At 68.1% G+C, this 21095-nt stretch carries 18 protein-coding genes; 7 read left to right on the forward strand and 11 right to left on the reverse strand.

Going from position 1 to position 21095, the window contains the following annotated elements; genetic code table 11:
• Positions 1-42: 42 nt before the first annotated feature.
• The 3 genes from ACQ754_RS02760 to ACQ754_RS02770 are packed head-to-tail and all read left to right on the forward strand — an operon-like array spanning position 43 to position 2746.
• The gene (locus tag ACQ754_RS02760) at positions 43-1884 is read left to right on the forward strand and encodes a nitric oxide reductase activation protein NorD (RefSeq protein ID WP_440995456.1); all 1842 of its coding nucleotides are present in this window, start codon (positions 43-45) and stop codon (positions 1882-1884) included.
• Positions 1881-2498, forward strand: coding sequence for a cytochrome c oxidase subunit 3 (locus ACQ754_RS02765; RefSeq protein WP_440995457.1), 618 nt, complete (start codon positions 1881-1883; stop codon positions 2496-2498). The genes ACQ754_RS02760 and ACQ754_RS02765 overlap by 4 nt, the downstream gene beginning before the upstream one ends.
• On the forward strand, positions 2498-2746 hold the full coding sequence (locus tag ACQ754_RS02770) for a cytochrome C oxidase subunit IV family protein (protein WP_440995458.1): 249 nt from the start codon (positions 2498-2500) through the stop codon (positions 2744-2746). The genes ACQ754_RS02765 and ACQ754_RS02770 overlap by 1 nt, the downstream gene beginning before the upstream one ends.
• A 13-nt stretch (positions 2747-2759) precedes the next feature.
• Here the strand turns inward: ACQ754_RS02770 and ACQ754_RS02775 are convergent, their stop codons facing one another.
• From ACQ754_RS02775 to ACQ754_RS02790, 4 genes are read right to left on the reverse strand one after another with little or no spacing between them, the layout of a single operon-like run.
• On the reverse strand, positions 2760-4619 hold the full coding sequence (locus tag ACQ754_RS02775; protein WP_440995459.1) for a protein kinase domain-containing protein: 1860 nt from the start codon (positions 4617-4619) through the stop codon (positions 2760-2762).
• Between the two features lie 19 nt (positions 4620-4638).
• Positions 4639-5937 (reverse strand): 2-oxo acid dehydrogenase subunit E2, encoded by a 1299-nt coding sequence (locus ACQ754_RS02780; RefSeq protein WP_440995460.1) that lies wholly within the window; start codon positions 5935-5937, stop codon positions 4639-4641.
• 10 nt (positions 5938-5947) lie between these two features.
• Positions 5948-6925: an alpha-ketoacid dehydrogenase subunit beta gene (locus ACQ754_RS02785; RefSeq protein ID WP_440995461.1), complete on the reverse strand. Its 978-nt coding sequence runs from the start codon at positions 6923-6925 to the stop codon at positions 5948-5950.
• Positions 6925-8109: a thiamine pyrophosphate-dependent dehydrogenase E1 component subunit alpha gene (locus ACQ754_RS02790; protein ID WP_440995462.1), complete on the reverse strand. Its 1185-nt coding sequence runs from the start codon at positions 8107-8109 to the stop codon at positions 6925-6927. The genes ACQ754_RS02785 and ACQ754_RS02790 overlap by 1 nt, the downstream gene beginning before the upstream one ends.
• Positions 8110-8323: 214 nt before the next feature.
• Here ACQ754_RS02790 and ACQ754_RS02795 point away from each other — a divergent pair, with 214 nt between their 5' ends.
• Entirely contained in the window at positions 8324-10246 is a 1923-nt protein-coding gene (locus ACQ754_RS02795) for a hypothetical protein (protein WP_440995463.1), read from the forward strand.
• Here ACQ754_RS02795 and ACQ754_RS02800 read toward each other — a convergent pair.
• From ACQ754_RS02800 to ACQ754_RS02815, 4 genes are read right to left on the reverse strand one after another with little or no spacing between them, the layout of a single operon-like run.
• The gene (locus tag ACQ754_RS02800; protein ID WP_440995464.1) at positions 10236-11171 is read right to left on the reverse strand and encodes an alpha/beta fold hydrolase; all 936 of its coding nucleotides are present in this window, start codon (positions 11169-11171) and stop codon (positions 10236-10238) included. The genes ACQ754_RS02795 and ACQ754_RS02800 overlap by 11 nt on opposite strands.
• Entirely contained in the window at positions 11140-11880 is a 741-nt protein-coding gene (locus ACQ754_RS02805) for an SDR family NAD(P)-dependent oxidoreductase (protein ID WP_440995465.1), read from the reverse strand. The genes ACQ754_RS02800 and ACQ754_RS02805 overlap by 32 nt, the downstream gene beginning before the upstream one ends.
• A gap of 3 nt (positions 11881-11883) precedes the next feature.
• Entirely contained in the window at positions 11884-12648 is a 765-nt protein-coding gene (locus tag ACQ754_RS02810) for a zinc-dependent peptidase (RefSeq protein WP_440995466.1), read from the reverse strand.
• Positions 12648-13646, reverse strand: a complete 999-nt coding sequence (locus ACQ754_RS02815; RefSeq protein WP_440995467.1) for an NAD(P)-dependent oxidoreductase — start codon at positions 13644-13646, stop codon at positions 12648-12650. The genes ACQ754_RS02810 and ACQ754_RS02815 overlap by 1 nt, the downstream gene beginning before the upstream one ends.
• Before the next feature lie 368 nt (positions 13647-14014).
• On the opposite strand from ACQ754_RS02815, the gene ACQ754_RS02820 reads away from it, so the two are divergent.
• A complete protein-coding gene (locus tag ACQ754_RS02820) occupies positions 14015-15277 on the forward strand; it encodes a M24 family metallopeptidase (protein WP_440995468.1) in 1263 nt (420 codons plus the stop codon).
• Positions 15261-16244, forward strand: a complete 984-nt coding sequence (locus tag ACQ754_RS02825) for a threonine/serine dehydratase (RefSeq protein ID WP_440995469.1) — start codon at positions 15261-15263, stop codon at positions 16242-16244. The genes ACQ754_RS02820 and ACQ754_RS02825 overlap by 17 nt, the downstream gene beginning before the upstream one ends.
• Before the next feature lie 39 nt (positions 16245-16283).
• On the opposite strand, the gene fabG is transcribed toward ACQ754_RS02825, so the two are convergent.
• Complete coding sequence (gene fabG, locus ACQ754_RS02830) at positions 16284-17030, reverse strand: 3-oxoacyl-[acyl-carrier-protein] reductase (RefSeq protein ID WP_440995470.1); 747 nt, start codon at positions 17028-17030, stop codon at positions 16284-16286.
• 139 nt (positions 17031-17169) lie between these two features.
• Positions 17170-17838 carry a rhomboid family intramembrane serine protease gene (locus ACQ754_RS02835; RefSeq protein WP_440995471.1) on the reverse strand — a complete coding sequence of 223 codons (669 nt, stop codon included), beginning with the start codon at positions 17836-17838 and terminating at the stop codon, positions 17170-17172.
• A gap of 91 nt (positions 17839-17929) precedes the next feature.
• On the opposite strand from ACQ754_RS02835, the gene ACQ754_RS02840 reads away from it, so the two are divergent.
• Positions 17930-19264 (forward strand): DUF3422 family protein, encoded by a 1335-nt coding sequence (locus tag ACQ754_RS02840; RefSeq protein ID WP_440995472.1) that lies wholly within the window; start codon positions 17930-17932, stop codon positions 19262-19264.
• Between the two features lie 15 nt (positions 19265-19279).
• Here ACQ754_RS02840 and ACQ754_RS02845 read toward each other — a convergent pair whose 3' ends face one another.
• Positions 19280-20926, reverse strand: a complete 1647-nt coding sequence (locus ACQ754_RS02845) for an acyl-CoA synthetase (protein WP_440995473.1) — start codon at positions 20924-20926, stop codon at positions 19280-19282.
• Between the last annotated feature and the right edge of the window lie 169 nt (positions 20927-21095).

The following is a 21095-nucleotide window of genomic DNA, read 5'->3' on the forward strand; positions in this document are numbered from 1 at the left end:
CCACGCGCCCGGGATCCGTTCCGGCCCCGGAGGACTAACGCAATGGAAGAGTACGTCGGGCTCCGCTGGCATCGCCTCATCACCGGCCTCGCCCGCCGTGGACACGACCAGGCGGCGGTCTCACTGGCCGACGAACAGGCGCGGCTCGCCATGGTGTTCCGCGCCCTCAGCGGTGATCCGGGGCTTCGGGTGGCGGCGGCCACCCCGCGGGTGTTGCGGAACCGCCGGCGCTGGCTGGAGCGCATCGCCGGCACCGGCCGGCGCCATGAGTTGGCCTGGCGGGACGACGAAAAGGTCTGTGTGCCCGAGCGTCTCGCCGTGTTCCCCGCACGGCAGTTGAATCGCGATCTCTACCTCTGGCTGATCGCCCTGGCGAGCCGCAGCGATGGTGCCCACGGTGCCGACTGGTTCGTCGCCAATCAGCGGCAGGTGGCCCGGGTGCTGGCGGAGCTGCCGGGCCTGTCCGGTGTCTACCGGCGCCTGGCCACTGAGGTCCTTGCCGGCCGGCCCGATCCCGCCCGCCTTGGCCCCCGCGAGGGCCGCCGCGAATCCGCCATCCAGGCGGCCCTGCGCGTGCCCGGATGCCGCGACGCACTGCCGGAGGCGCCCGGCGACCCCCTGCCGGTGCCCCTTTGGCTGTACCCGGCCCCGCATGCCGGTGACGCCCCGGACCCCGCCGAGCGAGACCAAGACGACGACGCCAGTGGTGTGGGGGGTGCCGGTAAACAGGGCCGCGGGCGCCGCAGCGCGGAGTACGTGGACGACGTGGACGGTCGCAGCGGCCTGATCGTCTTCCGCCTGGAGAGCCTGTTCTCCTGGTCGGAGTACGTCCCGGTGGACCGCACCGTCGACGACGGCGAAGACGAGGACGCCCTGCGCGTCGCCGAGGACCTGGACCGCCTGAGCCTGACCCGTACCGGTGAGGCCCCGGCCTCCCGCATCCGGCTGGACCTGGATCTGCCCTCGGCCGCCGAGGACGACGTACCCTTGGCCGACGGTCGGTTGCTGCCGGAATGGGATTGGCGGCGCAAACTCCTGCGCCCACGCCATTGCCACGTCATCCCCATGCTCCCACGGGATGCCGCCCCTGCATCCATGCCGCAACACCTGGCGCCGATGGCCGCCCGGCTGCGCCGGCGCTTCGAGGCCCTGCGTCCACAGCGTTACTGGCAGCACCGCCAGCCCCAGGGGCGCGAGCTCGACCTGAGCGCCTGCATCGCCCACCAGGCTCAGCGGCGGCAAGGCGCGGCGAGCAGCGCACCACGGTTATGGCGCAATCCGCAGCAGCGCCACCGGGACCTGGCCTGCCTGGTGCTCGCCGACCTCTCGCTGTCCACCGAGGCCTGGGTGGACGATCATCAGCAGGTCATCGACGTGGTCCGCGACGGCCTGCACCTGCTCGGCGAGTCCCTTGACGCTGGCGGCGACCGCTTCGCCCTCTACGGCTTCTCCTCGCGCCGCCGCGCCCATGTGCGCTTCACCCTGATCAAGAACTTCGCCGAGCCCTGGGGCGAGCCCGTACACGGGCGCATCCAGGCCCTGCAGCCCGGCTACTATACCCGCATGGGGGCGGCGGTGCGCCAGGCGACCGAGGTGCTCCGCGAGCAACCGGCGGAGCAGCGCCTGCTCCTGCTGCTCACCGACGGTAAGCCCAACGACCTGGATATCTATGAGGGCCGCTATGGCCTCGAGGATACCCGTCACGCCCTGCTTGCCGCCCGCGGCGAGGGCGTGACCCCCTTCTGCGTGACCATCGACCAGGAGGGCGCGGACTACCTGCCCTACCTGTTCGGGCCACGCCATCACACGCTGATCCGTCAGGCGGGTCAGCTCCCGGAGATGCTGCCGCGGCTGTACCTGTTGCTCACCGGGGAGGGGCAATGAGCGAAATAGGCCTCATCGCTGACGGGGCGATCGCCGAGCGGGCCGCCGAACCGCACTCCACCAGCTGGTATCCCGGGGACCTGGCCATGTGGTTCTTCATCCTGGCGGAGTTGGCGGTATTCGGGGCATTGCTGGTGAGCATTGCCGTCGCGGCGCGCCTTGCGCCCGGGGAGTTCGCCACCGGCCGGGCTGCCCTGCATCCCCTCGCCGGCCTCGCCAACACCGCGGCCCTTCTCACCGGGAGCTACTGGGTGGCCCGGGGCATCCGCGCCGCCCGCCGTGGCAGGGTCCGCGACTGCACGCCGTGGCTGCTTGCCGGGGCCGGCAGCGGCGCGGTCTATGCGGTGATCAAGATCGCGGAATGGGCGGAGCTCGCGCTGGCGGGCTACACCTTGCGCAGCGGGACCTTTCACTTCTTCTATTTCTTCACCACCGTCTTCCATTTCCTGCATGTGCTGCTGGGAATGATCGTGCTCTTCGCCGTGGCCTGGCGTGCGCGATCCGGCGCCTATGACCGGGAGGGGCTGCGCGCCCCGGAGAGCGCGGCGAGCTACTGGCACATGGTGGACCTGGTATGGTTGGTGCTCTTCCCACTGCTCTACGTGTTGCCGTGATGCGCCCCCAACCGCTCAAGCTCGCCTGGATCAAGCTGCTGGCCCTGACCGTCCTCGCCGCGGTGGCGGGCCAGGCGTTGGCCCCGCGCTACCTGGTTGCCGGCGTCGCGCTGCTGACCTTCGTCAAGGGGCGGACGGTGATCGGGGCCTTCATGGACCTCGACCGGGCGGCGCCGTGGCTGCGCCGCGCGGTATCGGGATGGCTCGCCGTGGTGATCGGCGCCACCACCACCGCGATGCTCCTGTAAACGCCGATCCCGCTCATTCGGTCTCCTCGCCGAGCAGGAACAGCGGTGAGGTCAGCGCCCTGGCGTCCTCCGTGCGACGGGGATCGCGGGGGTAGAACTGCTCCGGCAAGCGCGCTCGACGCCGGAAGTGACGGGTCCGTTTGTAGGGCAGCTTCATGAACCCCGCGATACCAAGGCCGCGAATCTGGTCCGCCGCCGAGACGATCTGTTCGAGCAGCGCGGCGAACTCGGCCTCGCGCTCCGGCGCGAGGAGGATGTAGTAGCTGTGGATCTTCAGGTGGGTGGGCTTGCTCTCGAAAATAACGCAACCCGTGTGGGGGATGTTGTTAAGGGCGGCGACGGCGTCGACGATGGCCTGGGGCAGGGGCAAATACTCGTCGGGATCGCGGCCGTCCTCGAAGTAGGAATGGGGATGCAGACGCGGTTCAGCGCTCTCGGGGGGCACCACCTCGTAGGGGATGCGCAGGTCCGGCGGCACCTCGAAGGGCTCCCCTTCGGCGGCGCGCTCCAGGTGCAGGGTGTGCTTGGCGTCGAACATCACGCACTTGAATACCCCCTCTCGCTCCAGCGCACGGGCCAGGGTGACCACCACGTTCACCGCCGCCGAGAAGGCCGCCACCTGCTCGGGGTCACGAAGCTCCAGGTAGCTGTCGATCTCGATGCCATCAGGCTTCCAGCGGATGCCCAGCCCGCCGACCACGGGGTAGCGTGACAGGCGGCTGACCGCCGCCATGAGCGCCTTTTCCCGATCGCCCATGCCGTGCATGAAGTTCTTGTAATAGCGCTCGAGTTGGGCATCGTCGGCGCCGGCCAACGCCCCTTCGGCGACCTCCTCGCGCAGGAAGGACTTCCGAGAGCTGTAGACCACGCTCTCCATGGCCTGGGCCGGCGCAACCTTGATCGGCAGCAGGCTCATGGGCGTCAGCGTGGGCCGGGAGACGGTGACGATGCGGGCCAGCTTGTCCATCTCCGCCAGGAAGTAATCCCCCGCCCGGCGTCGGGTCGCCGGGTCGGTGCTCAACAGCCCGTCGAGCACCCGGGCGAAGGCCCGCGGCAGGCCGAGGGCGGCGGCGGGGATCACCTCGGTACCGAAGCGACAGGACTGCGCCGAGGCCAGGGCGTAGAGGGTGCTCGCCGCGCCCTGCTCGTCGAAACGCGGCGAGGACAGCCCGCCATTGAGCTGCTCCTCGCCGATGAAGTAGACGTCGCCGAGGCGGGCGTTGGTCTGCTCGTCACCACCGAGCCCCGCCAACGAGGTAGGCTGGCCGCGGTGATCCACCTGGGCGAAAACCGACGACCCCCAGTCGATCAGTGAGACACGGCCGTCCTCCGGATCAAAGACCAGGTTGGAGGGCTTGATATCGCCGTGGACGATGGGTCCGCCCGGGTGATGGCGCAGATAGTACAGCAGCGTGGCCAACTGTCTGGCGATGAGCAACAGCTCCCGCACCGGCAGTGGCCCGTGGCGGATGGACAGGGCATCCAGGTCCTCGCCCGGCGCGCGTTCCATGACCAGGATGCGCTGGTCACGAATCCGTTCGTAGGCGACGAACGCCGGAACGTTGGGATGCCCGATCCGCGAGAGCATATACGCCTCTTCCTCGAGGCGGTCCTGGACGTGTTGCGGCAGGGTGATGCGCGAGAACTTGAAGACCTGGAAGGCGCCCTCGGAGCGGCGCCCGGTGAAGACAAAGCTGTACGCGCCCTTACCGAGCAGCGCCACCTGGCGATAACCGAGCCCCTTAAGCTGGTCCTGGCAGAGCTGCACCCAGGCCTTGAGCCGATGGGCCTCGTCCTTGCTGAGCAGATAGACCGACTGCTCTTCGGGGATGTAGAAGTGCCGGATGGACTCGGCGGTGGCGGCCCCGGACATCGCCCTCCCCCGCCCGCGCTCAGCCGGCCTCGGCCAGCATCAGTGCGGGCTGCTCGAGCAGTCGCTTCCAATGGTTGCTGAACCGCGCCATGGTGGCGCCGTCCACTACCCGGTGATCGGCGGACCAGGATACCGGCAGGATGTCGCGGGCGACGACGCTGCCGTCGACATCGAAGCGCGGCAGCCGCTGGGTTGCCCCCAGGGCGGCGATGGCCAGCTCCGGTTTGTTGATGATGGGCGTGGCCACGGTACCGCCGATGGCCCCGATGTTGGAGATGCTAATCGTACCGCCCTTCATGTCCTCGGCCCTGACGCGTCCCACCCGTGCGGCCTCCACCAGCTCGTTGAGGGACTTGGCCAGGGCGACCAGGGACAGGGTCTCCACCGCCTTGATGTTCGGCACCATCAACCCCTGGGCGGCATCCACGGCCACCCCGATGTTGTGATGACGGTGATAGCAGATCTCGGCGGCCTCATCGTCGAAGGTGGCATTGAGCTGCGGGAAGACACGAAGGGTCAGCGACAACGCCTTGATGAAGAAAGGCATCAAGGTCACCCGTAGCTCTTCACGATAGTGCTCCCGCACCGTCCGGTGCACCACGAGGAGCTCGGTGACATCCACGTCGTCGGAATAGGTGTAGTGGGGGATGGTGCTGGCCGAGGCACTCATCTGCCGCGCCATGGCGGCGCGCACGCCCTTGAGGGGTTCGCGGCGGATGATCTCCCCTTCCCCGGCGCCCGAGCCGGTCGCCACCGCGCTGGGCGGCTCCGTGGCCGCGGCCCGTTGGCCAGCGCCCTCGGCGAAGGCGCGGACGTCCTCCTTGTAGACCCGCCCCTTCTTACCGGAACCGGGAACCTGCCGGAGATCCACCCCCAGCTCCCGGGCCAGCCGCCGAACCGCGGGGCTGGCCGGCACGGGCCCCGGACGGACGGCGTTTGCCCCCGTTTCATGGATGGCGGTTCGCTCCGTGGGCGTGGCCGCACGCTCCCGCTCACCGGTGCCCTCCCCCTCCGATGCGGGGGAGGTGGCCTCCGCCCCCCCCTCCGCACCACCGCCCTCGTCGCCGCCGTCCGGCTCTTCGGGGACCTCGACGGCGAATAGTGGCTCATGCACCCGCGCCACATCGCCCTTGCCGTAGTAGAGTTTCTTTACCCGTCCGGCCTGCATGGCGGGAATCTGCACCAGGGCCTTGTCGGTGAGCACATCACAGACCGGCTGGTCCTCCTCGATCCAGTCGCCCTCGCTGACCAGCCACTCCGAGACCTCGCACTCGACGATGCCCTCGCCGATATCGGGCAGGATGAAGTCCTTGATCATGTTCGGAATCCTAAAAGTTCACCGTCTCTTCGATCGCGCTCAGGGTCTTGAGATGATCCGGCATGTACTCCCGCTCATGGGCCATCGGGAACGGGGTGTCCAGGCCGGTGACCCGGCAGATCGGCGACTCGAGGTAGAGGAAACATTTCTCCTGGACGGTGGCGGAGAGCTCCGCGCCGAAGCCCCCCGTGCGGGTGGCCTCGTGATTGATGACCAGCCTCCCGGTCTTGAGCACCGAGTTGGTAACCGTCTCCACGTCCCAGGGCAGCAGCGTGCGAAGGTCGATGACCTCGCATTCGATCCCCTTCTCCGCCGCCAGCTCCGCCGCCTTTTGCACCGTTTCCACCTGGGCGCCCCAGGCGAGCAGCGTCACGTCACCGCCCTCGCGCAGTACCTCGGCGCGGCCGAGATCGATGGTGTAGTCTCCCTCCGGGACATCGCCAACGGCGGCACGGTAGAGGCGCTTCGGCTCGAAGAAGATCACCGGGTCGGGGTCGCGGATAGCGGCGAGGAGCAGGCCCTTGGCCTGGTAGGGGGTGCTCGGGATGACCACCTTCAATCCGGGTGTGTGGCAGAAGTATTCCTCCGGCGACTGGGAGTGGTAGTGCCCGCCGGAGATCCCGCCGCCGTATGGGGCGCGAATGGTCAACCCGCCCACGTTGAACTCGTTGCCGGTGCGGTAGCGGAACTTGGCGGTCTCGTTGACGATCTGGTCGAAGGCCGGAAAGATGTAATCCGCGAACTGGATCTCCGCCACCGGGCGGTAGCCCGACGCCGCCAGCCCGTTGGCGAAGCCAGCGATACCCTGCTCGGTCAGCGGTGTGTTGAAGCAACGGTGCTGGCCGTAACGATCCCGGAGGTGGCTGGTTGCCCGGAACACCCCCCCGAACTGGCCCACATCCTCACCGAAGCAGATCACCCGCTCATCGGCGGCCATGGCGGTGTCCAGTGCGTTGTTGAGCGCCTGCAGGAGGTTCATCTGCGCCATCACCCGGCCCTCCCCGCGGTATTGGGATAGGCCTCGGGGTGCGCGTCGACGTGCCTCTTCACCGCCTCCAGCTGCTCGGCGAGATGCCACGGCACCGCGGCATACACATCCTCGACGAGCCGCTCCAGCGGCGGCTTCGGCAGCTTCTCCGCCGCCTTCATCGCTGCCAGGATCTCATCGCGGTAGCGCTGGCGCAGGGCCTCGTCGCGCTCGGCGTCCCACCAGCCCCGGGACTCCATGTAGGCCCGGATGCGGGCGATGGGGTCGAAGCGCTGCCAGGCCTCCTCCTCCTTGCGGCTGCGATAGCCTGACGGGTCGTCGGAGGTGGAGTGGGCGCCCAGGCGATAGGTCATGGCCTCGATAAGCACCGGCACCCCCTCGCTCACCGCCTGCCGCCGCGCCTCCCGCGTGGCGAGATAGACCGCCAGAAAGTCATTACCGTCGACGCGGATCGAGCGCACGCCGTAGCCAACCCCGCGCGCCGCCACACCATCGCCGGCGTACTGCTCGCTCACCGGTGTGGAGATGGCGTAGCCGTTGTTGCGGCAAAAGAAAATCGCGGGACAGCGGATCACCGCCGCCATGTTCAGGGCGGCATGGAAGTCCCCTTCCGACGCGGCACCCTCGCCGAAGTAACAGATGCTGCAACGCCCGGCCCCGTCCAGTTTCTGGCCGTAGGCATAGCCAGCCGCCTGGGGGATCTGGGTAGCCAGCGGCGAGGACACCGTCATGTAGTGAAGCTCGCGGCTACCGTAGTGCACCGGCATCTGGCGTCCCTTGCCCAGGTCCATGTCGGTGGCGAAGAGCTGGTGCATGAACTGCTCGGCGGTGAAACCGCGGTAGCGCAACGCCCCCTGCTCCCGGTACTGGGGCCAGATCATGTCCTCCGCTTCGAGGCCGGCGGCGCTGCCCACCGTCGCTGCCTCCTCGCCCGTGCAGGTCAGGTAGAACGGCAATCGTCCCTGGCGCTGGGCGCCGAGCATGCGCTCGTCGAGGAGTCGCGTGAACACGGCGGCGTCGTGCATTGCCACGACCACCTCCTCCGCGACATCCGGATCGCCGGCGTCGGGATAAGGGCTACCGTCTTCCCGAAGTACAGCGTAAATGGGGATCTGCAGGGCAGACTCGGTGATGAACTCGGGGCTGTGGATGCGCGTGGCATCCAGGGCGGACGGATCATACATCGGCGGTTAACCTCTCCTCCGTCAACGGTGGCACCGGCGAGGGTTCGCCCCGCCGGTCTCCCGGACCCTTGTAACACCACGGTGATGGCGTCAGGGCCAAACCTCTTCTAGGATTTGTCGAGAGCATAGAATGAAACCCGTGCCCTGCGCATCCCCCGGATCATGCAATCCGGCGAATGTAACGGAACACGGCACACCAACGAGGAGGCTCCCAATGACCCGGCTAAACCCGTCCGCATCCCGCCACCGACTCTTCCCCCGGGCCGTCACGACGGTCGGCTTCTCGATCGCGATGGCTTGTGCCCCGATGCTGCTTGCCCAAGAGGGTGACGGCGCGGCCACGGAGGAACAGCGGCTGGAAGAGGTCCGCTCCGAGCTGGAGCAGGCCCGGTCACGGCTCGAGGAGGCGGAACAGCAACGTGAACGCCTGCGCGGCCAGCTCGAGGAGGCACGGGAACGGGCCGCCACTGCAGAGGAGAACCGCGAGCAGCGCCGCGGACGGATTGAAGAGCTTGAGGGCCGCCTGGAGCAACTTCGCGGTGAACACGAGGAGCTGAGCACGGAGCTTGAGGCGCGTGACCGCCGCGTCGGTGAGCTGGAGACCGAGCTCGAAGGACTCGCGCAATCCCGCGACGAGCTTCGTGATCAGGTATCCACGCTGGAAGAAGAACTGGCCAGCGCCGAGGACGCCCTCGCCGAGGCCCGCTCCGAGGGGGAATCCCTGTCCGGGGAACTCGCCGATGCCGAGGAGCAGCTGGCGGCGGCACAACAGAGCAACTCGGAGCTCGAGGAGCGAGTCGCACAGCTCCGCGACGAACGTGATGAGCTGACCGCGGAGCTCGACCGCAGCGAGGAGCGGGTTACCCAGCTCGAGTCCGAGCTAGAGTCCGTCACCCAGTCCCGCGACGAACTCCGCGAGCAAGTATCCGGGCTCGAAGAGGAGCTTGCCGCCACCGAGGAGGCCCTCGCCGAGGCGCGCTCCGAGGGGGAATCCCTGTCCGCGGATCTCGCCGATGCGGAAGAGCAGCTGGCGGCCGCTGAGCAGCGGAACACCGAGCTGCAGACCCGCGTGGAAGAGCTCCGTGGCGAGCGCGACGAGCTCACCGGGGCGGTCGAACAGCGCGAGCAGCGCATCGGCGAGCTGGATTCGGAGGTCGAGGCGCTCACCGGCTCCCGCGACGAGCTCCAGGGACAGGTGTCCTCGCTGGAAGAAGAGCTTGCCGCCACCGAGGAGGCCCTCGCCGAGGCGCGCTCCGAGGGCGAATCCCTGTCCGCGGAGCTTGCCGATGCCGAGGAGCAGCTGGCGGCCGCCGAGCAGCGTAACACCGAGCTGCAGACCCGCGTGGAAGAGCTCCGTGGCGAGCGCGACGAGCTGACCACGGCGGTCGAACAGCGCGAGCAACGCGTCGGCGAGCTGGAATCGGAGGTCGAGGCGCTCACCGGCTCCCGCGACGAACTCCAGGGACAGGTGTCCTCGCTGGAAGAAGAGCTTGCCGCCACCGAGGACGCCCTCGCTGAGGCCCGTTCCGAGCGCGACGAGATGGCCGCGGAGCTGGAGGCACGCATCGATGCGCTAAGCGCGGATCGCGACAACCTGGAGGCCGCGCTGGAACAGGCCCTGGAGGAGCAGGATTCCCTGCGCGAGGAGCGCGAGGCGGCGCAGGCGGAGGTCCAAAGCCTTGAGGAACGCCTCGCCGAGCGTAACGCGGAACGCGAGCGCCTGCGCAGCGAGCTTGCCAGTTCACGTGAGCGGGTGGAGGACCGGGGCGAGTCCCTCGAGGACCTGCGGGTCCGCCTAACCCCGGCGGAGGGGGGTGACGCGAATCTCGCGCAGGCCCGTGAGGCGGCGGCTGAGGCCGCGGCCCACTTCCGCGACACCCACCAGGCCGTGCGTAACGACGAGGCGTCGGAATCGGCGCTCTCGGAGGCAGTCGAGCGGCTCCGCGCGCGGCAGTCCCTGGTTGCACGGCTGCAGGGCACCGGGCTCTACGAGGTCCGCCCGGGCGACAGCCTCGGTGCCGTCGCCGCCCGCCTGTACGGCGACGCCAATCAGTGGCCGGCCCTGTTCGAAGCCAATGACCACGTCTTGGAGGACCCGGATCGACTTCGGGAGGGCATGATCCTCATCACCCCCTGAGCATCGCGTGCCCGGGTAGGCAGCGGAGGAAATCGCCGATTTGCCGGGCGGTTTCCTCCGGCTGCTCCTGGTGCAGGGCGTGGCCGGCACCCGCCACCTCCCCGGTCTCCAGGCGTTGGAAGCAGGCGAGTCGCTCGTGCCAGTCATCGCTATCGCGCTGACGGCGGGCCATACCGGATTCGCGCCCCCAGAGCCAGAGCACAGGGGCCGTGATCTCCCGCCAACACGCCATCGCCTCGTCGAGCCGATACAGCACCGGATTCGGCCGACGATGAGCACCATCACCGCGCAGCACTATCTGTCCGGCGGATTCGCGCCCCCAGCAGTGGGCCAGAAAGGCGGCAACGGCGGCCGGCATCTCCGGGTTTCGCTGGCGCAAGTGCCCCGCGAGTGCCCCGAAATCGGGAAAGCTCCGCAACCGTGGGGTCTGGGTGAGGGCCTCCAGCCACTGGCGGTAACGCACCGGCGCGCTAGCCGGGTCCGTCCGGGACAGCCCGAATCCTTCCAGTGAAACCAGCGCCCGGACCCGCTCCGGGCGCACTCCGGCGTACAGCCCGGCGACGTTGCCGCCCATGCTGTGGCCCACCAGGATCACCGGTTCGCCGTCGGGCAACAGCCCGTCAAGCAACCGATCCAGATCGGCCAGATAGTCGGGGAACCAGTAGCGACCCTGGGGATTGCGGGCGCTGTCGCCGAAACCCCGCCAGTCCGGCGCGACGCAACGCCACTCCTCGCCCAGGGCCGCGGCGAGGGGCCCGAACCCCGCGCCGGTGTCCATCCAGCCGTGGAGTAGCACCACCGTTGCCGCCTCCTCGACCGCTGGCCACTCGTGGACGGTGTGGGTGTGGCCATCCAGGCTCAGGGGATAGGAACGCGCCGGCCACCAGCGCGGGTCAATGGATTCCGAAACGTCCGCCGTGCTCACGGATATCCCACTCCTGTGCACTGAAGCTGGTCTCGTCGGTCTCGGCAAGCACCGCCGCGGCGAAGGCCGCCACCCGCTCGGGGCTCTCGAGCGCGCCCTGTGCCTTGAGGGCGCGGAAATGCTCGACGGCCGGGAAATCCTCCTCGTCCTGGCCGCGGATGAGCGCTTGCATCTGTGTGTCCACCACCCCTGGCCGCAAGCTGCCTACCGCGATGCCCTGTTCGGCGAGCTCCTCGCGCAGCACCGCGTAGAGCATGTGCAGCGCGGCCTTGGCCGTGCAGTATGCCCCCCAGCCCGGGATCGCCCGGTGCGCCGCCCCGGAGGAGATGTGGAGGACCCTGCCACCGGACAACAGAGGCAGCAGCCCCTGGGTGAGGAACAGCGGGCCTTCCACGTTGACCGCCTGATTGGCGCGCCACTGCGCCAGCCCGACACGTGCCAGCGGGCCCACCGGTTCCAACACCCCCGCATTGTGCACCAGATAGCGCACGCGGCGTCCGCCCACGGCCGCGACGACGGCGGAACGCCCCGCCTCGGAACCTACATCCGCCACCACCGTCTCGATGCCCGTTGCGGCTGCGGCGGTCGCCTCCAGGGCACCGTCACGGCGGCCGACCACAAGCACCGGCATCCCGCCGCCGGCGAGCCGGAGCGCAAGGGCGCGACCTATGCCGCTGCCGCCGCCGGTGACGATACTGATCTCGCTCATCTGCTACTCCCTCCCCATTCCCGGCCGCTGCCGGTAGAAGGCCGCCAGCTGTTCGTGGACCGCCGGGAAGTGCCGAGCGGTCCGTTCCGGGGTCTCGAAGAATGTCTCACTGAATACTGCGAAGCACTCCGCTGGATCCGTCGCCGCGTAGCCGTCCACCACCGGCTCCTCCCCGCGGTCCACTGCTCCTCCGATGACCTCGAAGGCCTCGGTGAACGCCCGCGTCCAGGCCCGGCGGTCCATTCCCGGGTGCAGCGGCGGCATGCCGTTGGCCTCGCCATTGAGCATATCCAGTTTGTGTGCCAGCTCATGGATCACCACGTTCCAGCCATCACGGGCACCCCCGGCGACGATATCCTCCCAGGACAGCACCACTGGCCCGTTGTCCCAGGCCTCGCCCACCAGTGCACGCTCCTCGTCGTGGACCACACCGGCGTCGTCCACATCCTGATGGCGGGCAAGGAAACCGCTGGGATAGATGATCAGCGAGTGCCAGCCACGATACCAGTCGATATCCAGTCCTAGTACGGGCACTGCAGCGAGGGCGGCGATGCGTACCAGCTGCGCCTCCTCCAGCTCCCCACCCCCGGCGGCGTAGAAATCCTTTTGCGCCAGGAACAGCGTGGCGAGATCGCGCAGCCGCCGACGGGAGGCCGGATCGACCTCGCCGAGGACGGCATCGCTGGCCGTAGCCGAGCGCCAAAGGGCATCCGGGATGGCATGCCGGGCCAGTTGCCGGCGCCGCCACCACTGCCGGAGTATCGACATCAGCGCGGCGCACCCGCGACCACCTGGCGCAGCGGCTCCCCCCGTCGCCAGGCCGCGATGTTCTCGGCGGTCTGGGCCACGATGGCCTGTCTCGCCTCCAGGCTGCCCCAGGCGCAATGCGGGGTGACGAGGAGGTTGGGCAGTTGCGCCGTAATCAGCGGGTGATTCGCCGGTGGTGGCTCGCCGTCGATCACGTCCAGTGCCGCCCCGGCAATCTCGCCATCCCGGAGGGCCTGCAACAAGGCGCCCTCGTCTACGATCCCGCCTCGTGCGGTGTTCACCAGGTAGGCTCCCGGCCGCATCCGTCGAAGCTCCGCCTTCCCGATCAGACCGCGGGTTTGATCCGTGAGGGGACAGTGAAGGCTGAGCACGTCGCTGCTCTCCAGGACCTCATCGAACGCAAGCCGCCCCGGGCGTGGCTGCGCGCCCGGGCGCTCGGCAATCACGACCTCCATGCCCACCGCCTCCGCCAGCCGTGCCACCTCCGAGCCGATGGCCCCGTGGCCCACCAGCCCCAGCCGCCGTCCCTGGATCTCCAGGATGGGGTGGTCGAGCAGACAGAAATGCGGCGACGCACTCCAACGGCCCTGTTCGACGTCCCGAGTATACGCGGGAATGCTGCGGGCCAGCATGAGGATCAATGCGAGCACATGCTGGGCCAAGGAACGCGTACCGTAGCCCTGGCAGTGCACCACCGTGACCCCGTGCCGCTTCGCCGCCTCCAGATCCACGTTGTTGGTCCCGGTCGCGACGATGCATACCAGCTCCAACGCCGGGAAAGCCGCGAAGAACCCGGCGTCCAGTACCACCTTGTTGACCACGACGCACCAGGCGTCGCCTACCCGCTCCAGCAGTTCCGCCGGGGTGGTGGTCGGGTGATACATCAGGCCCGGCAGCTCATCCTCCAGCGGGGTAAGATCCAGGTCACCGCGATCCAGCGAGGCGGCATCGAGGAACACCGCCCCACCGGCAGGGTTTGCGGGCTCAATTCCGTGCACAGGCGACCTCCGTAGTTCCGCGCCGGCCGCAAGTTAGCGGCCAGGACTTGAGTTTATATCGAGGTAATTATTTTAACGTACTGACTGAATGCTATTTTATAAAGTTCTGTCGAGTTTCCGGTCAATCCGAAGGCACGCCCGCTGCGGCAACCACTTACCACCGTTGTCCGCCATTCTTTCACAGGCTTGTCCACAGCCATTGTGGATAGCCACGGGACGAAGTCACCGGCGCCGGCGGCCGTCTTTGCACTCCCGCTTACCACGTCCGATCGGAGGTGCGCAAAAGTTGCCGCGGCCCCTTTCCGTTATGCCTCGATTCGCGCCATCATAGCCATCTTTGGTGAACGACAAGAAGGAGGATGCAGTCCATGCAGCAGGCGAACGGTCGCTACTTCTCCGACGCCGAGTATGAGCGGCGCCGGCGCCTGGTACGCCAGAGCATGGCCGAACGCGGTCTGGACGCGTTGCTCATCGCCAGCCCGGAGAACATCAACTATCTCTCTGGTCTGGACCACATGGGCTACTTCGCCTGCCAGCTGCTCATCTTCCCCGCCAAGGGACAGCCCATGCTGGTGACACGGGCGATGGAACGGGCGGTGGTTCGCGACCAAGTGCCCGATTTGATCCACATTGGCTATACCGATGGCACCGCGCCCGATGCCGATGACAGCGACGGCGACTCGCTGACGCTGACGGCAGCGTCGGGCGAGATCACGCGGGAGCCGCGGCGCCGCCCGCCACTGATGAGCTCGGCGGCGGTTCGCGAGACGGTGCGCGCCCTCCGCGACGCGGGGTTGGCGAGCGGCCACATCGCCGTGGACCAGACCAGCACCTTCCTGCCCTATGCGGTGCTCGACGGAATCATCGAGGGCACCCCGGAGGCGAATTGGGAGGATATCGGCAGCCTGGTGGACGACGTCCGCCTGGTGCAGTCCCCCGACGAGCTGGCGCTGACCCGGCATGCCGCGGCCATCTCCGACTCCATGATGCTCTCGGCCATTGCCACTGCTGGCACGGGAATCAACGCCAAGGAGATCATGGCCGCCATCTACGATGCCATGTTCCGGCGCGGCGGCACCTACCCGGGCTTTGTGCCACTGGTGCGCACCACCAGCAATCTCGACCACGAGCACGGCACCTGGGAAGATCGCGAGCTCGTGCATGGTGACCTGCTGTTCCTGGAGATGTCTGGCTGCGTGCGCCGCTACCACGCGCCCATGGGACGGCTGGTCTTCGTCGGTGAGCAGCCGGCAGAGGCGCAGCGCATAAACGAAATCTGTCAGGAGGCGATGATGGCGGCGGGCAGGACCATGGCCCCCGGGGTCGCCGCCGGCGACGTCTACGAGGCGTGGCAGGGGGTACTTGACCGCAACGGCCTCTCCCACTACCACCGCCATCACTGCGGGTATTCGGTGGGCATCGGCTATCCGCCGAGCTGGTCCGGCAGTGGGGTCCCGGTAGGGCTGCGACGGGACTCCGATCTGCGGTTGAAACCGGGGATGGTCTTCCACCTGATGAGTTGGCTGCTGGGTTCCGGCCAGGGAGACGCCTTCCTCTCCGACACCGTCGTCGTAACCGAGCAGGGCTGCGAATTCCTCACCACGGTGAACCGCGATGCCTGCGTCCGCTAGCACCACGGCGCTACCGGACGTCGGGGCCATCCGCGAGGCGGCGGCTCGGATCGCGCCGTCCATAGCGCCGACCCCGGCCTTCGCCGCCCACGATCTGGGGGCAAAGCTGGGGATGCCGTTATGGCTGAAGGCGGAGAATCTCCAGCGCACCGGCTCGTTCAAGGTCCGCGGCGCACTCAACTGGATCACCACCGCCGATGACGAGGAAACGCGTAACGGCCTGATCACGGTTTCTGCCGGCAATCACGCCATGGCCCTCGCCTGGGCCGCGGAACAACGCGGAGTGCCAGTCACTGTGGTCATGCCGGAGGGCTCCAGCGAGATGAAGGTGGAGGCCACCCGCGCCTTCGGTGCCGAGGTCATCCTCCACGGCGACATACGCGCCGCTGTGGCCGAGTGCCACCGCCTCTGCGAGGCCCGGGATCTCACCCTCGTCCACCCCTATGACAATCCCCGGATCATGGCGGGCCAGGGTACCGTGGGGCTGGAGATGCTGGAGCAGATCCCCTCGCTTGGCCGGGTCATCTGCCCCATCGGCGGCGGCGGCCTGATCTCAGGGCTCGGCATCGCCATCCGCAGCCAGCGACCCGACATCGAGCTTATCGGGGTCGAACCCGAGGGGGCGGCCACCATGCGCAACGCCTGGGACCAGGGCTCATCAGCGGCCACCCTGGAATCGGTACACACGATCGCCCCCAGCCTCGCGCCGGCGGTCGTGGGGGAATATACCTACGCGGCGAGCCAGCAGTGGGTGAACGACATCGTCACCGTCAGCGACGACGCCATCGCCCATGCGACTCGGGATCTGCTGACCCGCGGGCGACTCTACGTGGAAACGGGGGCAGCGGTCGGGCTTGCGGCCCTCATAGAGGGTGCGCTCCCGCGGAACGCCCCGGAAGGCGTCAGCGCACTGGTAATCACCGGTGGCAATATGGACGCCGCCCAAGCCCGGGAGCTGCTCACCTGAGCGGGTCAACGGCCCCGCCGTGGGCGGGGCCGGCCCGGCTCACATGTAGACGCCACCGTTGACGTTGATCTGCTGGCCGGTGATGTAGTCGCCGTCGGCGGCCAGGAACACCACCGCCCGCGCGATCTCGTTGGGCTCTCCGAAGCGGCGCATCGGGATCTTGGCCAGGATCTTCTCGCGGACCTCTTCGGGAACCTTTTTGAGCATCTCCGTCTCGGTGAACCCGGGCGCTATGGCGTTGACGGTGATGTTGTGCTTGGCGAACTCCTGCGCCGCGCTCTTGGTGAAGGCGATGATCCCACCCTTGCTCGCGGCGTAGTTGGTCTGCCCGAAATTACCGGCCTGCCCGACGAAGGAACTGATATTGATGATGCGCCCGTAATTGCGCTCCATCATGCTGGCGTAGGCGGCACTAGTCGTATAGTAGACGCTGTTGAGGTTGGTGTTGATCACCTCCTCCCAGTCCTCGTCGGTGAGCTTCTTCAGGGTCTTGTCCCGGGTGATCCCGGCATTGTTTACAAGGATATCGAGTTGCCCGAAGTGGTCGATGGTCTTGTGGACGAGGCCGCGGGCTTCATCCTTATCGGCAACGTTTCCCTGTAGGACCAGGCATTCACTGCCCAGTTGCTTGACCTCCTCGGCAACGGCATTCGCGGCATCGGCGCTGCTGTTGTAATTGATGGCGACCCGGGCCCCCAGACGAGCCAGCTCCAGGGCGATCTCCTTGCCAATGCCGCGGGAACCGCCGGTCACCAGCGCGACTTGGTTGTCGATGCGGCTAGCCATGCTTGTTACTCCTTGTTGGCCTGTGTGGAATCGGTCCGGTCTCGGACCCTGCCTTTGATTATGGTCACTGTCGGCGACAGGGCAAACGCCCAACGCCCCGACTATGCCAGAGAAACCACCGGCGGTGCAGCCGCAACGCTCAGAGCATCAGCCGCCGGCGCGGTTTGATGGGCAGGCGGCCACGCCAGTAGAGGATCATCAGCAGCCCGAAGGCCATCCCCCCCAGATGGGCGAAGTGGGCGACGCCGGAGAAGGTGTTGGTGACACCGGCGAAGAGCTCGAAGGCGCCGTATAGGATGACGAAGTACTTCGCCTTCATGGGGATGGGGGGGAAGATCAGCACCACCGGCTGGTTCGGAAAGAGCATCCCGAACGCCAGCAGGATACCGAACACCGCGCCGGAGGCCCCCACCGTCGGATAGATCATGCCGTTGCGCGCCGCCATGGTAGCCACCACCAGCTGAATGAGGCCGGCACCGACGAGACAGACGAAGTAATAGATAAGGAACGGGCGGGTCCCCAGCGTGCGTTCGATGGAGGTGCCGAACATCCACAGGGCGAACATGTTCACGAACAGGTGGAACAGCCCGCCATGCAGGAACCCGTAGGTCACCAGCTGCCAAACCTGAAAGTCGGGGACCCGCATCACCCCGCCCATCGTTCGGGCCATATCCGGCGTGCCCAGCGGCCACAGGGCGAGCTGGTCGGCGGCGACCATCCCGACCATACCTTGGGCGAGAAAGGCGAGCCCATTGATCACGAGCAGGGCGAGCACCGCCGGCGGCAGGCTGGTATCACGTTGTAGCATCACGACTCCCGGTCAATGAACGCGGGCATGATAGCCTTCCCGGCGCGATCGGCGCATCTCCGGTACTCGGTAAGGACAGGAGCATCAGGCCATGAACGGACAGTCTCCCCCGGGACGTGACCCAACCGGCCTCACCCCGCACCCGTTGCGCCCCGAGCTGCTCGGCGAGGCCCACGCACGCCCGTTCGAGATGCTGCGGGCGCCGCTGCAGGTGGCACAGATCGCCTTGTACACGGGTACCGACGGAACTGGCGAACCCGACGCCGACCCGACCGCTGCGGTGACCCGGCTGTGCCGCCTGCTCAATGCCCCGGCCCCGGACGAGGGTGCCGGCCACTGGGTCATCGACGCGCCAGGATGCCGCATCCGCTGGGAGCGCCACACAGAGTTCGTAACCTATACGTTCCTGATGGGCGACGGCGGTCCTACGCCGTTCGCGGCCCATCCGCTGCGTCACGCGCCGGCCGAATGGCTGGACAGCCTCCCCGGCGACCTGCTCGCCGCCTGCGACCTTTGGCTGACCGAGGCGGGGACCGTGCAAACCGATAGCGAGGCGGTCCCGCAGTATTTCCGCTCCGAGAGCCTGGCGGGGTCCCACTGCGCGGGTGGCGCCGCCTCGGCGTGGACGGATTTCCATCCCGACGAATGCGGATTCATCCGTTTTCTGGTGGTCGATCATGGCCTCCGGGGCGCCCAAGGGGGACGCGTCGTCCAGCGCCTGCTGGAGATCGAGACCTATCGGATGATGGCGCTGCTCGCCTTCCCCCGGGCCCGGGCCATGAACCCCGATATCGAGGCCATGGAGGATGAGCTCGGTGCCCTGACCGGGGAGCTCGCGGACCCGGGTAACCCCGAGGAAGAGCACGCGCTCCTCGACACCCTTTCCCGGCTCTCCGCCCGCGTGGAGCGCACCATCGCCACCACCAGCTTCCGCTTCAGCGCCACCGAGGCCTATGCCACCTTGGTGCGGCGCCGGATCGAGGCCCTGCGGGAGCGGCGCATCGAGGGCGTGGCCACCATCGACGAGTTCATGGAGCGCCGCTTCGCCCCGGCAGTCGCCACCTGCCGGGCCACCGGCGAACGCCTCGACCGGTTATCACGCCGGGTCTCGCGGGCCGCCAATCTCCTGCGGACGCGGGTCGACGTTGCCCTGGAGGCGCAGAACCGGGACCTCCTGGCCTCCATGAACCGCCGCGCCCGGCTGCAGCTGCGCCTGCAGCAGACCGTGGAAGGCCTGTCCGTGGTCATCCTGAGTTACTACAGCGTCAGCCTGGTGGGCTACGCTGCGAAGGCGGTGAAGGCCGCCGGCGTGCCGATCTCGGCGGAGCTCATCACCGGGCTGAGCATTCCTGTGGTCGTCGCGGTGGTAGGCTGGGGTTTGTTGCGGCTGCGCCGCCGCGTGGAGGCCGCGGACCAACCGGACTGATGCGGGGGCAACCGCTCACCGCCCCTTGCGGGCCTCCTCGCGCTCGCGCAGCTCGCGGCGGATGATCTTGCCGGTGGTCGTCATGGGCAGCTGATCGACGAACTCCACCTCCCGCGGATACTCGTGGGCGGCAAGGCGCTCGCGGACGAACCGCTGGATCTCCTCGACAAGGGCCCCGCCGGTCTCCGTGCCGGGCTGCGGCACGATAAAGGCCTTCACCAGCTGGCCGCGTACCGGATCCGGGCTACCGACCACCGCCGCCATGGCCACGGCCGGGTGGTGCATCAGGCAATCCTCCACCTCCCCCGGCCCGATGCGGTAGCCGGCGGAGCTGATGATGTCGTCGTCCCGACCGACGAAGCGGAAATACCCATCGTCGTCCCGGCTGCCGATATCGCCGGTAACCAGCCATTCCCCGCGAAACTTCTCGGCGGTGGCCTCTGGGCGGCCCCAATAGCCGAGGAACATCACCGGGTCCGGCGCCGCTACCGCGATGGCCCCGGTCTCTCCGGCCGGCAGTTCGCGGCCCTGCTCATCGACCACACCGACCCGGTGGCCCGGCACGGCCCGCCCCATCGAGCCGGCGCGGACGGGCATCAGGCCCGCACGATTGGCGATCACCAGATTGCACTCGGTCTGGCCGTAGAACTCGTTGATGGTCACCCCCAGGGTCTCCCGCCCCCATTCGAGGAGCTCCGTGCCCAGCGTCTCCCCGCCACTGCCCACGGAGCGGAGATCGTGTCCGAAGCGCTGAGCGGCATCGGGGACCTGCCGCATCATCTTCAGCGCCGTGGGCGGGAGAAAGGTGTTGCGCACCCCGTGGCGTGCCATCAGGGCAAAGGCCTCCTCGGGGTCGAAACGCCGCGCCCGGTGGGCCACCACGGGGACGCCGTGATGCCAAGCGGGCAGAAGCACATCGAGCAGGCCGCCGATCCAGGCCCAGTCCGCCGGTGTCCAGAAACAGTCGCCGGCTTGGGGGAAACCCTCATGCGGCTGTTCCACGCCGGGCAGGTGACCGAGCAGCACCCGATGGGCATGCAGCGCGCCCTTCGGCTGCCCGGTGGTCCCCGAGGTGTAGATGATCAGCGCCGGATCGTCCGCGCGGGTCTGCGCCGGGCGGAACCGGTCGCTGGCCCGCTCGAGGAGGGAATCCCACGCCTGCACGCCGGCCGGCCCCCTTCCCCCTTCCACTCCGGCGACGATGACATGCTCCAGATCGGGCAATCGGTCCCGGATCCCCGCCAGTGTCTCCATGCCGGCGGTGTCGGTGATTACCGCCCGGGCGCTACAGTCACCGAGCCGGTAGGCGAGTGCTTCCGGACCGAACAGGGTGAACAGCGGCACCGCGATAGCGCCCGCGCGGTAGATCGCCGTGTGGGCGATGGCGGTCTCCGGGCTCTGGGACATCAGCACCCCGATGCGGTCACCGCGCTGGAGACCCAGTCCGAGCAGCGCATTGGCCAGGCGGTTGGAGGCGGCACGGATATCCGTAAACCGCCACCGCTCCACTGCTCCGTCACCGCGTTCATGGATCAAGGCAAGCCGCTCGGGGTCCGCATCGGCGTGGCGGTCGACCACATCCACACCGATGTTGTAGCGGTCCGGGATACGCCAGCGGAACGCGCAGCACAGGGCCTCGTAACTCTCGGCGCTCGGCAGCATGCTCTCCTCCGCGGTCACTGGATCGCCCACCATTGCAGTCATTAGGATATAGGCCCCGCGGGCCGCGGGGGAATGCCGGAGTTCCGAATCACCGGCCGCAGCTCGTACAATACCGAGAACAAACACCCATCGTCCCGACTGCGCCCCGATGCGCGGGCCGGTGGGGCAC

The organism is Arhodomonas sp. SL1 (assembly GCF_052060015.1).
GTDB lineage: Bacteria > Pseudomonadota > Gammaproteobacteria > Nitrococcales > Nitrococcaceae > Arhodomonas.